This is a genomic window from Albidovulum sp. (assembly GCF_041919395.1).
GTDB lineage: Bacteria > Pseudomonadota > Alphaproteobacteria > Rhodobacterales > Rhodobacteraceae > Albidovulum.
This window is the reverse complement of the sequence record NZ_JAYRTX010000105.1, coordinates 1-10,770: the sequence shown is the minus strand read 5'-3', so window position 1 is coordinate 10,770 and position 10,770 is coordinate 1. Positions and strand designations below refer to the sequence as shown.

Sequence of the window (10,770 nt, the reverse complement as noted above, 5' to 3'; positions counted from 1 at the left end):
ATTGTATTAACTCAATACAGGATCAACGATTTTGTATCAATACAAAGGTGCATCATGACCCGCCTCGCGGCCTCCGCCCCCACCCCGTTCGGCCTGCCGGCATCCCACGGCAGCCTGACCGTGTGGACGCGCGCGGCGCGTGTGCTGCAGCAATGGTCCGGACGCCGCCGCAGCCGGATCGCGCTCGCGCGGCTGGACGACCGGCTTCTGCGCGATGCCGGGCTTGACGCGCCCACGGCCGAAGCCGAAGCGGCGCAGCCGTTCTGGCGCTGAGTTCAGGGTCCCGAACATCCCCGACGGACCCTTTTTCCTCGGCCGGGCGCTGCCCGGCCGTTTTTTTGACGGAGGATGCAGATGGCCACGATCACGATGTATCAGGCCGACGCCTTCACCGACAGGCTCTTCGCGGGCAACCCGGCCGCCGTCCTCGTGACCGGAACGCCGCTCGATGACGGGCTGATGCAGGCGATCGCGGCCGAGAACAACCTCGCCGAGACCGCCTTTGTCACGCCCGCGGGCGAAGACTGGGCGATCCGCTGGTTCACGCCCGTGCAGGAGGTCGCCTTCTGTGGACATGCCACGCTTGCCTCGGCCCATGTGATGGCGGCCGAACTCGGCCTTGGCGAGAGCTTCCGCTTCGCGACCCGGAAGGTCGGCGCGCTCGTCGTCCGGCGCGCCGGGACCGGGCGCTACACGCTGACGAGCCCGCGGATCGAGGCCGAGGCGATGACGCTTCCCGCAGAGTTCGCGGCGCTCTTTCCCGCCGGCCACGTCGCCGCCTTCCGCACGTTCGAGAACGTCTTCGTGGAACTGCCGGACCCCGAGGCCGTCGCGGGCTACCGCCCCGAAGCGCCGGCGATCGCGGCCGTGACTCGGATGGGCCTTGGCATCACCGCGCCGGGAGGGGTCGGGCCGGACGGCGCGGCGGTGGATTTCGTCTCGCGCTATTTCGCCCCCGCCGCGGGAATCGACGAGGACCCGGTGACCGGGTCGGCCCATGCCACGCTCGCGCCCTACTGGGCGGAACGGCTCGGCCGGGCCGAGCTTGTGGGGTTTCAGGCCTCGCCCCGCGGCGGGCGCGTGGCCTGCCGCGTGACGGATGCGGGCGTCGAACTGACCGGCGGCGCGGTCACCTACTTCCGCGCCGAACTGCGCCTCGGCGCCTGACCGGGATCAGGCCGCGACGGCCTCGATCGCGATCGCCCGCCGCTTCAGTTCGGAATAGAGCGCCGGAAGGACGCGGGTCTGGTCCACGGCATAGCGCAGCACCTCGCCGATCGTGTGATCGGCCGCCGGCGTGCGGACGCGCCAGACCAACCGGCGGGCGACGCCATCGTCATAGACGATCTCGATGCTGCCGGACGCGGCCTTGCGCAGGCCAAGGATATCGAAGCCCCCGCGGGAGCTGTGAAAGGTTTTGGGGGGCATTTTGCTGCTCTGGTTTTTTCTGCCTCAATGCGCGGACCATGAACCCGGAGCTTGTCCCCGGTCAATCCGGTGTGCGCACAAATCCGCGTGAGCGAGTCCCGGGCGCAACAGATTGATTCCGCGCGCTTTCCACGAAAAAGGGCGCGCCCGGCAGGACGCGCCCCATATCTTGCGGTCGGCCCCGGAAGGGGCGCGAGATCAGCGCTTGGAGAACTGGAAGGACCGGCGGGCCTTGGCCTTGCCGTACTTCTTCCGCTCGACCACGCGGCTGTCGCGGGTGAGGAAGCCCGCGGCCTTCAGCGCCGGACGGAGGCTCGGTTCATAGAGTTGCAGCGCGCGGCTGATTCCGTGCTTGACCGCCCCGGCCTGGCCCGAAAGCCCGCCGCCAGCAACGGTGGCCATCACGTCGAACTGGCCCTCGACATTGGCGACCTGGAACGGCTGGCGCAGGATCATCTGCAGCACCGGACGGGCGAAGTACTTCGAATAGTCGATGAACTCGCCCTTGTTGTTGCGGATGAGGAACTTGCCCGAGCCCGGCTTGATCCAGACGCGGGCAACCGCGTCCTTGCGCTTGCCGGTGGCATAGGAGCGGCCGAACTTGTCTCGCTGCGGCTCGCGGGGTGCTTCCGCTTCGACCGCGGCGGCGCTGCCGGCGACGACCGACTTCAGATCGTCGAGGGATTTGATTTCGTCGGCCATCTCATGCGCTCCGCGTGTTCTTCGGGTTCATCGACTTCACGTCGAGGACTTCGGGCGACTGCGCCTCGTGCGGATGCTCGGCACCGGCATAGACGCGCAGATGGGTCATCTGCTGGCGGCCCAGCTTGTTGCGGGTGATCATCCGCTCCACCGCCTTCATCACCACGCGCTCCGGATGGGCGCCATCGAGCACCTGCTCGGCGGTGCGGAACTTGATGCCGCCGGGGTGGCCGGTGTGCCAGTAGTAGCGCTTGTCGGCACGCTTGTTGCCGGTCATCTGCACCTTGTCGGCGTTGATGACGATCACGTTGTCGCCCATGTCCATGTGCGGCGTGAAGGTCGGCTTGTGCTTGCCACGCAGGCGGTTGGCGACGATCGTGGCGAGGCGGCCGAGAACGACGCCCTCGGCGTCGATCAGGATCCACTTCTTCTCGATCTCCGCCGGCTTCGCGGTATAGGTCTTCATCTCTGGCCCTTCGGGTTCGGAAGCGTTCGGAGGCACGCCATGTGCGCGCGCCCCCCGAATTCGGATGCGGGCTTTTCCTGCATTCGCGCGTTTCCGTCAAGTGTCTATGGAGAATAATACGTCAATTTTTTCAATGACTTGCAAAATAGGTATCATAATACCTCAATTTTCCGGGCACTCGGCGGCCGATTCCGCCCCTGCCGGGCCGCGTCAGCGCGCCGGCGGGATCGAATAGGTCAGGTTCGCGCGCGCCACGGGCTCCGGCCGCCCGTCGCTGCGCACCAGGACCTCGCCCACCGCCAGAACCCTGCCGAGCTTGAGAAGCCGCGCCTCGCCGATCAGGTCGCGCCCCGCCTCGGGCTTGCGCAGGAAGTCGATGCCCGCGTTCGTCGTGACGGCGAGCGCCACCGGCCCGATCCGCGCCAGAAGCGCGAGGTAGACCGCGACATCGGCCAGCGCGAAGATGTTCGGCCCCGAGACGGTGCCACCGGGCCGCAGGTGCCGCTCGGCGACGCGGAGCCGCATCACGATCCCCTCCGCGGTCAGCCGCTCAAGCGCGAAATCCTCCGCGACCTGGGGAAACTCCCGCACGAGGAAGGCGGCAAGGTCCGCCTCGGTCATCACCAGCTGCATCTTCCGTCTCCGCTTCCCTGCCCGTAAGGTTCCCGCAAAGGGAGGGAATGGCAAGATGACCGATCTCATGCTGCGTGCCGACGAGGGTGGCGTCGCCACGCTCACTATGAACGCCCCGGCAAGCCTCAACGCGCTCTCAGACGCGATGCTCGCCGCGCTGAAGGCGGCGTTCGCCCGGCTCGCGGAAGACCGCGATGCCCGCGTCGTGATCCTGAGGGGGGCGGGGCGCGCCTTCTGCGCCGGTCACGACCTGAAGGAGATGCAGGCCGGCCGCGCCGCCCCCGACCGGGGCCGCGCCTATTTCGCCGATCTCTTCGCCCGCTGCGCCGAGGTCATGCAGATGATCCCCTCCCTGCCCCAGCCGGTCATCGCCGAGGTCCACGGCATCGCGACCGCGGCGGGCTGCCAGCTCGTCGCCTCCTGCGACCTCGCGGTCGCCGCCGAAGGCACCCGCTTCGGCGTTAACGGGGTGAACATCGGCCTTTTCTGCTCAACCCCCATGGTCGCGCTCAGCCGCAACGTCCCCCGCAAGGTCGCCTTCGAGATGCTGACGACCGGCGCCTTCATCGACGCCGCCCGCGCCGCCGAGGTCGGGCTCGTGAACCGGGTCGTGCCGGCGCAGGTGCTCGCGGCCGAAACCCGCGCGCTTGCCGACACGCTCGCCGCCAAGCTCACCGCCGCCGTGAAGATCGGCAAGCGTGCTTTCTACGACCAGATCGAGATGACGCGCGCGGCCGCCTATGACCATGCCGCGCAGGTGATGGTGGAAAACATGCTCTGGCGCGACACCGAGGAGGGGATTGCCGCCTTTCTCGACAAGCGCAAGCCCGACTGGGGCTGAGGCGCCCCCTGCCCGCTGCGCCGGTCAGAGCCCGTAGATCGCGCCGAACTTCGCCTCGAGATAGTCGAGAAGCGGCCCCTCCGTGGGCGCCGCACCGGTCGAACGGGCGATCACCTCAGCCGGCGTGTGGAGCCCGCCGTAACGCTGCACCTTCTCGCGCAGCCACTCCGTCGCCGGCAAGGCGTCGCCCTGCGCGAGGCTTTCGTCGAGCCCGGGCAGGTCGGCGCGGAGCGCCCTGTGCAGGCAGCCCGCGTAGACATTGCCGAGCGCGTAGGTCGGGAAGTAGCCGAAGAGCCCGACCGACCAATGCACGTCCTGCAGCATCCCGTGGGCGGGCTTGTCCACCGCGATGCCGAAGTCGCTGGCAAAGCGGGTGTTCCAGGCATCCTCCAGGTCCGCCACCGCGAGTCCGCCCGAAAAGAGCGCGCGCTCGAGGTCGAAGCGCATCATGATGTGGAGGTTGTAATGCACCTCGTCCGCCTCGGTGCGGATGAAGCCGGACTGCACGCGGTTCACGGTGCGGTAGAAGTCCTCGGCAGACGATACGCCGAAATCGCCGAAGATGGCGTGCATCTGGCCGTGGAGCCAGCGGGTGAAGGCACGGCTGCGGCCGAGCTGGTTCTCGTAGATCCGGCTCTGGCTTTCGTGAACGCCCATCGACACGCCGGCGCCCAGCGGCGTCATCAGGTATGTCTGGTCGATGGCCTGCTCGTAGGCGGCATGGCCGACCTCGTGGATCGTCGAATAGACGCAGTTGAAGGGCTCTGCCTCCACGACCCGCGTGGTGATTCGCACGTCGTTGCCCGACCCGGAGGAGAACGGGTGCACCGCGAGGTCGAGCCGGCCGCGGTTCCAATCATAGCCGAAGGCGGTGGCGAGGTCGCGGGCCAGCCCCAGTTGCCGCGCCTCGGCGAAATGCCCGGCGAGCGGCGTGGGGTGACCGTCCGCGCCGAGAATCCGTTCGCGCAGCGCCACGAGGCGCGGCCGCATCCGGTCGAAGATCGCGGCGATGCCCGCGGCCGTCGCCTCGGGCTCGTAGTCGTCCAGAAGCGCGTCGTAGGGGTCGCCCCCGCCATAGCCCGCCGCCGCCAGCGCCTGGCCCTTCTCGTGCACCAGCGCCACCACCCGTTCGAGCGTCGGCAGGAAGTGGGCCACATCGTTCCGCGCCCGCGCCTCGGCCCAGATGCCCTGGGCGACGCTCGTCACCCGCGCGGTCTCGGACGCGAGCGAGCCCGGAACCGCCGCATTGCGCCCGTAGGTGCGCGCGATGAGCGCGAGCGCCCGCGTCCCGGCCGCATCCGGCGCCTCGGCCCGCGACAGCCATTCGCCCACGCGGGGATCGGTGCGGCGGGCATGCAGGACGCCCTCGATCGCCGCCATCTCCTCGCCGCGCTGGTGGGCCGCGCCGGAAGGCATCACCGTCTCCTGGTCCCAGCCGAGCCGGCCGGCGATCTGCGCCAGCGCCTCTGTCTCGCGCTGGAAGGCCATGAGGTCCTGGAACGCGCTCATCATGCCCCCCGGATGGACTGAACTATGGGATACTGGGCCCTGTGCCGCGCCCTCAGGATGACGACCCAGACGGCGACCGCGCCGATCTGATGGAGCAGCCCGAGCGCCAGGGGCGCGGCGTGGAGCACGGTGACGATGCCGAGCACGACCTGAGCGAAGACCGCAGTCGCCATCCAGGCGAAAGCGGCGCGCGTCGCCGGATGCGCCGACCGCTGCCCCTTCGCCCAGGCCAGGACAGCGAATGCCAGGAGGAGATAGCCCGCCATCCGGTGCATGAACTGCACGAGGCCGGGGTTCTCGAAGAAGGCCAGCACCGCCGGCCCGCCCTCGGGCAGGTAGAAGGCGTCGGCCGGCAGGAAGCTGTCGCCCATCAGCGGCCAGGTCGGGAAGGCCCGGCCCGCGTCGATTCCGGCGACGAGGGCGCCGAGTAGAATCTGCAGGAAGGCCAGATGCATCAGGCCGGTGGCAAGCGAGAAGAGCCGCGCCTCGCGCAGCCGCCGCGCCTGCAGAAGCGCAGGCTCGGTCCGCGCGAGCGAGAGCATGAACCAGGCGATGAGGCCGAGGATCACGAAGGCAAGGCCGAGATGCGTGGCCAGCCGGTAGGAGGCGACATCGACCATCCGGCCGGTCAGCCCCGAAGCCACCATCCACCAGCCGATTGCCCCCTGCAGCGCGCCGAGCGCGCCCAGCAGGGCAAGCCGCCCGGTCCATCCGCGCGGAATGCGGCGGGTCGCCCCGAAGAGGGCGAAGCCGACAGCCCAGACGAGGCCGATGACGCGGCCGAGTTGCCGGTGACCCCATTCCCACCAGTAGATCGTCTTGAACTCCGCAAGATCCATCTGGTGATTCTGCAGCTGGAACTCGGGGCTCGCCTGATACTTCGCGTATTCCGCCTGCCAGTCGGCCGCGTTCATCGGCGGCAGCGCGCCGGTCACCGGGCGCCATTCGGTGATCGAGAGTCCGCTGTCGGTCAGCCGCGTCAGCCCGCCGACCGCGATCATCGCCACGACGAGCGCGAAGAGAATGGCGAGCCAGACCCGCAACCCGCCCCGCGCGCCGCCGCGGCCCGCGTCGATCATGCCGCCGGCCGGCGGCTCCGGGGCCTTCGCCCCCTCGCCCACCTCCTCGAAGATGCTGCGCTTGCCTGCCATCGCCGCCTCCGTTTCAGCGCGCGGACACTAGGCCGGCGCCGGGAAAGCCGCAAGGGCGGCGCCCCTACCCGTCGCGCCGGCGCAGGATCTGCCGCAGCATCCCGTGCAAGGTCTGCACATCCGCGCGCGTCAGCGGCATCCGGCTCCAGAGATTGCGGAGGTTGAGCTTCATGCCCTCGGCCTTCGATTCGGGAAAGAAGAACCCCGCCGCCTCCAGCCGTTCCTCGAAGTGGTCGCCGAGTTTCTCGACCTCGATCGCCGTCGCCAGCTCCGTCCCGGCGAGCGCCAGCACCTCGGGCGCGGCCGCTGTCCCCTGCCGGCCCCATTCGTAGGCACAGAGCAGCACCGCCTGCGCGAGGTTGAGCGAGGGGAACTCCGGGTTCACCGGCACCGAGATGATCGCGTTGGCCCGCGCCACGTCCTCGTTCTCCAGACCCGCGCGCTCGGGGCCGAAGAGCACGGCGACCTTCTGCCCCGCGGCGGAGAGGGCGCGGGCGTGTTCCATCGCCCGTTCCGGCGTCATCACCGGCTTCGTGAGGTCGCGCCCCCGTGCCGTCGTGGCGAAGACATAGGCACAGTCGGCCACCGCCTCGGGCAGGGTCGCAAAGACACCGGCATGGTCGAGCACCCGCCCCGCCGCGCCGGACGCCATCGCGACCGCGCGCGGATTCGGCCAGCCGTCGCGGGGGTCCACCATCCGCATGTGGGTGAGCCCGAAGTTCAGCATCGCCCGCGCCGCCGCGCCGATGTTCTCGCCCATCTGCGGACGGACGAGGATGAAGGCGGGCTGGGGCACGGGCGGGTTGGCGGGCGGGTTGGCGGGCGCATCGATCAGCATCGCGGCCTGATACGCGCTCGCGCGCGCGTCGACAAGCCGCGTGGCGGGAGTGCGGCGGGGAGTGCGGCGGGCGCGCGGCGGCTCCGCGGGGGCCGTAGCCAAGCCGGCGAAACTGCGCTACTCCGGGCCGGTCAACGCCGACCCGGAGCCTTGCATGGCCGCCCAAGACCGCCCGCAGATCTATCTTGTCGCCCCGCCCGACCTCGACCTCGAGGTCTTCCCCGACCGTCTCGCGCGGGTGCTCGACGGGGTGGACGTCGCCTGCCTCCGCTTCGGCCTCGCCACGGCGGACGCCGACCGGATCGGGCGCGCGGCCGATGGCTTGCGCGCCATCGCCCACGAACGCGACGTGGCGATCGTGGTGGAGACACACCTGCTGGTCGCAGAGCGGCACGGGCTCGACGGGGTCCATCTCACCGACGGGGCGCGGACCGTGCGGGAGGCGCGCAAGGCACTCGGCGCGGACGCAATCGTCGGCGCCTTCTGCGGCGTGACGCGGCACGAGGGGATGAACGCGGGCGAGGCCGGGGCCGACTACGTCGCCTTCGGGCCGGTGGGCGAGACGCTTCTGGGCGGGGCCGCGCGGGCCGACCGCGATCTCTTCGCGTGGTGGTCCGAGATGATCGAGGTGCCCGTTGTCGCCGAAGGCGGCCTCACCGCGGCGCTCGTGGCCGAGCTTGCCCCCGTCGCCGACTTCCTCGGCATCGGGCCGGAAATCTGGGGGGCCGAGGACCCGCTTGCCGCCCTGCGCGCCCTCCTCGCGCCGCTTGGCTGAACCTCAGCCCGGGTACCGCGGGTCGAGGCCCGCGCTCAACCCCTTCCGCACACTCTCCTCGCACGATCGGGCAAGCTCCTTGCGCGAGGCGAAGGCATCGACGGCGACCGGATCGTGGAATACGACCTCGACCGAGCCCTGCCGGAATTGTGCAAGCACCTTAACGAGATGGCTGGCGAAGTTCATGTCACCCCACCAGCCGTAGAACCGCGCGCCCCGGCCTTCCGGTGCGCGGTAGATCAGGCTGACCGGCTGGATCTGCATGATCTCGTCCAGTCCGTGGGTGTAGAAGGCGGCAAAGAGCGTGGACTTGAAGGGCATCACCCGCAGGCCGTCGGTCGAAGTGCCTTCGGGGAAGAACATCAGCTTGTGCCCCGCGCGCAGGCGTGCCTCGAAGACGGCCTGCTGGGCCTTAGCCTCCTTCGGATCGCGAGCGATGAAGACCGTCCCGGTCGCCCGTGCGAGCCAGCCGATGAAGGCCCAGCGGGCGACCTCGGCCTTGGCGACGAAATAGATCGTCTGGCAGGCGTTCAGCGCGAAGATGTCGAGCCAGGAGACGTGGTTCGATACGACGGCGCCGCGATGGCGCATCGGCGTTCCCCGCACACGGTAGCGGATCCCGAGGATCGGAAAGGCCAGCCGGCAAACCGTGCGGGTGACATGCGGCGTCAGTGGCCGGTCCGGGCCGAACATCGGGCGCTCGATCAGCCGCAGGAGAAGGAGAAGAACGAGCCCGCCATAGGTCACCGCCCCGAAGACGGTCCCGCGCAGCGCCGCCATCACGAACCCGAAGACACCGATCCGCACCCTGTCGGCCGGCTCCTCCGCCCGCCAGGTCGTCACGCCCTGGGCTCGTGCTTGCGGGTGTAGAACCCCTTGTGCCGCTCGCTCATCGCCGCCGTGTCCATCAGGAGGCAGACGTCCGTCGTGTTGAACGCACGGTCGATGAAGGCGCCCTCGCCGACAAAGCCGCCAAGCCTGAGATAGGCCTTGATCAGCGCCGGCATCGCCACCATCGCCGCCCGACGGTCGAGCGCCTCCGCCGGGATGAGGTCCATTCGCTGGTAGTGCGCGGGCAGCGCCCGCACCCGGATCGCCTCTGGCGCCAGGTGGTGGTGATGAAGCCACGAAAGCGGCAGCTTCAGCGTCTCCACGTCCGTGCCATGGAAACTCGCCACCCCGAAGAGCACCTCGACCCCGTGGTCAAGCACATAGTCCGCAAGCGCATTCCAGAGCAGGAACATCGCCATGCCGCCCCGGTAGCCCGCGTCGACGCAGGACCGGCCGAGTTCCAGAAGCCGGCGACCCGAGGCGCGCAGGGGGCCGAGGTCGTATTCGCTGTCGCAATAGAACCGCCCGAAGGCCGCCGCCCGGTCGCTTCGCAGGAGGCGATAGACCCCGACCACATGGTCGAGCGCCGCCGCGTCGCGGCTGGTATCGACGAGGATGAGATGATCCATCACCGGGTCGAACTCATCCCGCTCGAACCGCGCCGCGTGATCGACCAGCGGCCCGTCGCCGCCCAGTTCCTCGACAAAGACCCGGAAGCGCAACCGCTCGGCCGCGAGAAGGTCGGATTCCGAAACGGCCAGGCGCACCTGGAACTGCGTGGTATCGAGGGTCATCGTCGCTGCCACACCCGCGTCGTTCGGAATGCCCGCGCGTTTTAGGCGGAGGCCCCGGAATTTGCAACCGAATGGGACCTGCGGCCCGCGTTGACACTACCCAAAGCTGTGCTAGCGTGCCGGGCACATCCTGAAGTCAATCCTCGGGCCCGATGACCAGCCGAAGCGCCACCCGTTCGCCGTCGATGACCACCTTGCCGGCATGTTCGAAATTCACCGTGATCCGCCAGCCGATGCGTGACTGCACCTGGCCGAGCCCCCAGTCGGGGCATCCGGGATGACGCACCAGCATGCCGGGCTCCAGGATCTCGTTCACGGGCTTTCCTCCAAGTTGCAGGCCGCCGATGCCCGTTGAGCCGCCCGACCTCATCGCCCTCGTCGGCTCGCGCATCTGCCACGACCTTATCAGCCCGCTCGGCGCGATCGGCAACGGGGTCGAGTTGCTGATGATGTCGGGCAACGGTCCGGGCCCGGAACTCGCGCTGATTTCGGAAAGCGTGACGAATGCCAATGCCCGCATCCGCTTCTTCCGCATCTCGTTCGGCGCGGCAGCACCGGGCCAGGGCGTGGCGCGGGCCGAGGTTCGGTCGATTCTTGACGACATGACGCGGGGCGGCCGGCTCAAGATCGACTGGGATCTCGCCGGAGACGCCGCCCGCACCGAGGTGAAGCTGGCCTTCCTCGCGATCCAGTGCCTCGAAAGCGCGCTCCCCTTCGGCGGCCGGATTCGCGTCAGCGCGGATGGCGGTCGCTGGCAGATCGGGGCGGAGGCGCCGCGGCTGAAGGTCGATCCGCCGCTCTG

The 10,770-nt window shown here is 69.3% G+C and carries 15 protein-coding genes; 5 read left to right on the top strand and 10 right to left on the bottom strand.

Annotated features, from left to right (window positions below; all coding sequences use genetic code 11):
- The first annotated feature begins 54 nt into the window (after nucleotides 1-54).
- Together ACMUOO_RS14825 and ACMUOO_RS14820 are read left to right on the top strand one after the other, a co-directional pair.
- On the top strand, nucleotides 55-273 hold the full coding sequence (locus tag ACMUOO_RS14825) for a DUF1127 domain-containing protein (protein ID WP_301919968.1): 219 nt from the start codon (nucleotides 55-57) through the stop codon (nucleotides 271-273).
- An 81-nt stretch (nucleotides 274-354) separates the two neighbouring features.
- Nucleotides 355-1,167 (top strand): PhzF family phenazine biosynthesis protein, encoded by an 813-nt coding sequence (locus ACMUOO_RS14820; protein ID WP_301919967.1) that lies wholly within the window; start codon nucleotides 355-357, stop codon nucleotides 1,165-1,167.
- Nucleotides 1,168-1,173: 6 nt separating this feature from the next.
- Here the strand turns inward: ACMUOO_RS14820 and ACMUOO_RS14815 are convergent, their stop codons facing one another.
- The 4 genes from ACMUOO_RS14815 to ACMUOO_RS14800 form a co-directional block, all read right to left on the bottom strand.
- A complete protein-coding gene (locus ACMUOO_RS14815) occupies nucleotides 1,174-1,428 on the bottom strand; it encodes a hypothetical protein (protein WP_301919966.1) in 255 nt (84 codons plus the stop codon).
- 198 nt (nucleotides 1,429-1,626) lie between these two features.
- Nucleotides 1,627-2,130, bottom strand: coding sequence for a 30S ribosomal protein S9 (gene rpsI, locus ACMUOO_RS14810; protein ID WP_301919965.1), 504 nt, complete (start codon nucleotides 2,128-2,130; stop codon nucleotides 1,627-1,629).
- A 1-nt stretch (nucleotide 2,131) separates the two neighbouring features.
- Nucleotides 2,132-2,596 (bottom strand): 50S ribosomal protein L13, encoded by a 465-nt coding sequence (rplM, locus tag ACMUOO_RS14805; protein ID WP_301919964.1) that lies wholly within the window; start codon nucleotides 2,594-2,596, stop codon nucleotides 2,132-2,134.
- A 210-nt stretch (nucleotides 2,597-2,806) separates the two neighbouring features.
- Nucleotides 2,807-3,229: a PaaI family thioesterase gene (locus ACMUOO_RS14800; protein ID WP_301919963.1), complete on the bottom strand. Its 423-nt coding sequence runs from the start codon at nucleotides 3,227-3,229 to the stop codon at nucleotides 2,807-2,809.
- A 55-nt stretch (nucleotides 3,230-3,284) separates the two neighbouring features.
- On the opposite strand from ACMUOO_RS14800, the gene ACMUOO_RS14795 reads away from it, so the two are divergent.
- Nucleotides 3,285-4,070, top strand: coding sequence for an enoyl-CoA hydratase (locus ACMUOO_RS14795; RefSeq protein ID WP_301919962.1), 786 nt, complete (start codon nucleotides 3,285-3,287; stop codon nucleotides 4,068-4,070).
- A 24-nt stretch (nucleotides 4,071-4,094) separates the two neighbouring features.
- Here the strand turns inward: ACMUOO_RS14795 and ACMUOO_RS14790 are convergent, their stop codons facing one another.
- The 3 genes from ACMUOO_RS14790 to ACMUOO_RS14780 form a co-directional block, all read right to left on the bottom strand.
- Entirely contained in the window at nucleotides 4,095-5,579 is a 1,485-nt protein-coding gene (locus ACMUOO_RS14790) for a carboxypeptidase M32 (RefSeq protein WP_301919961.1), read from the bottom strand.
- Complete coding sequence (ctaA, locus tag ACMUOO_RS14785) at nucleotides 5,579-6,730, bottom strand: heme A synthase (RefSeq protein ID WP_301919960.1); 1,152 nt, start codon at nucleotides 6,728-6,730, stop codon at nucleotides 5,579-5,581. Before ctaA ends, ACMUOO_RS14790 begins: the two co-directional genes overlap by 1 nt.
- A 64-nt stretch (nucleotides 6,731-6,794) precedes the next feature.
- Nucleotides 6,795-7,568: an RNA methyltransferase gene (locus ACMUOO_RS14780; RefSeq protein WP_301919959.1), complete on the bottom strand. Its 774-nt coding sequence runs from the start codon at nucleotides 7,566-7,568 to the stop codon at nucleotides 6,795-6,797.
- A gap of 154 nt (nucleotides 7,569-7,722) precedes the next feature.
- Here ACMUOO_RS14780 and ACMUOO_RS14775 point away from each other — a divergent pair, with 154 nt between their 5' ends.
- Complete coding sequence (locus tag ACMUOO_RS14775) at nucleotides 7,723-8,343, top strand: thiamine phosphate synthase (protein ID WP_301919958.1); 621 nt, start codon at nucleotides 7,723-7,725, stop codon at nucleotides 8,341-8,343.
- Nucleotides 8,344-8,346: 3 nt separating this feature from the next.
- Here the strand turns inward: ACMUOO_RS14775 and ACMUOO_RS14770 are convergent, their stop codons facing one another.
- The 3 genes from ACMUOO_RS14770 to ACMUOO_RS14760 form a co-directional block, all read right to left on the bottom strand.
- Nucleotides 8,347-9,186 carry a lysophospholipid acyltransferase family protein gene (locus ACMUOO_RS14770; protein WP_301919957.1) on the bottom strand — a complete coding sequence of 280 codons (840 nt, stop codon included), beginning with the start codon at nucleotides 9,184-9,186 and terminating at the stop codon, nucleotides 8,347-8,349.
- A complete protein-coding gene (locus ACMUOO_RS14765) occupies nucleotides 9,183-9,968 on the bottom strand; it encodes a GNAT family N-acetyltransferase (protein WP_301919956.1) in 786 nt (261 codons plus the stop codon). Before ACMUOO_RS14765 ends, ACMUOO_RS14770 begins: the two co-directional genes overlap by 4 nt.
- A gap of 136 nt (nucleotides 9,969-10,104) precedes the next feature.
- Nucleotides 10,105-10,284, bottom strand: coding sequence for a DUF3553 domain-containing protein (locus ACMUOO_RS14760; protein ID WP_301919955.1), 180 nt, complete (start codon nucleotides 10,282-10,284; stop codon nucleotides 10,105-10,107).
- A 28-nt stretch (nucleotides 10,285-10,312) separates the two neighbouring features.
- On the opposite strand from ACMUOO_RS14760, the gene ACMUOO_RS14755 reads away from it, so the two are divergent.
- The coding region (locus ACMUOO_RS14755) for a histidine phosphotransferase family protein (protein WP_301919954.1) at nucleotides 10,313-10,770 on the top strand (458 nt) is incomplete at its 3' end.

Bases quoted from the DNA above. Each gene is read 5' to 3' on its own strand.
- ACMUOO_RS14825 (WP_301919968.1), top strand. From the start codon at position 55: ATGACCCGCCTCGCGGCCTCCGCCCCCACCCCGTTCGGCCTGCCGGCA.
- ACMUOO_RS14820 (WP_301919967.1), top strand. From the start codon at position 355: ATGGCCACGATCACGATGTATCAGGCCGACGCCTTCACCGACAGGCTC.
- ACMUOO_RS14815 (WP_301919966.1), bottom strand. From the start codon at position 1,428: ATGCCCCCCAAAACCTTTCACAGCTCCCGCGGGGGCTTCGATATCCTT.
- rpsI (WP_301919965.1), bottom strand. From the start codon at position 2,130: ATGGCCGACGAAATCAAATCCCTCGACGATCTGAAGTCGGTCGTCGCC.
- rplM (WP_301919964.1), bottom strand. From the start codon at position 2,596: ATGAAGACCTATACCGCGAAGCCGGCGGAGATCGAGAAGAAGTGGATC.
- ACMUOO_RS14800 (WP_301919963.1), bottom strand. From the start codon at position 3,229: ATGCAGCTGGTGATGACCGAGGCGGACCTTGCCGCCTTCCTCGTGCGG.
- ACMUOO_RS14795 (WP_301919962.1), top strand. From the start codon at position 3,285: ATGACCGATCTCATGCTGCGTGCCGACGAGGGTGGCGTCGCCACGCTC.
- ACMUOO_RS14790 (WP_301919961.1), bottom strand. From the start codon at position 5,579: ATGAGCGCGTTCCAGGACCTCATGGCCTTCCAGCGCGAGACAGAGGCG.
- ctaA (WP_301919960.1), bottom strand. From the start codon at position 6,730: ATGGCAGGCAAGCGCAGCATCTTCGAGGAGGTGGGCGAGGGGGCGAAG.
- ACMUOO_RS14780 (WP_301919959.1), bottom strand. From the start codon at position 7,568: ATGCTGATCGATGCGCCCGCCAACCCGCCCGCCAACCCGCCCGTGCCC.
- ACMUOO_RS14775 (WP_301919958.1), top strand. From the start codon at position 7,723: ATGGCCGCCCAAGACCGCCCGCAGATCTATCTTGTCGCCCCGCCCGAC.
- ACMUOO_RS14765 (WP_301919956.1), bottom strand. From the start codon at position 9,968: ATGACCCTCGATACCACGCAGTTCCAGGTGCGCCTGGCCGTTTCGGAA.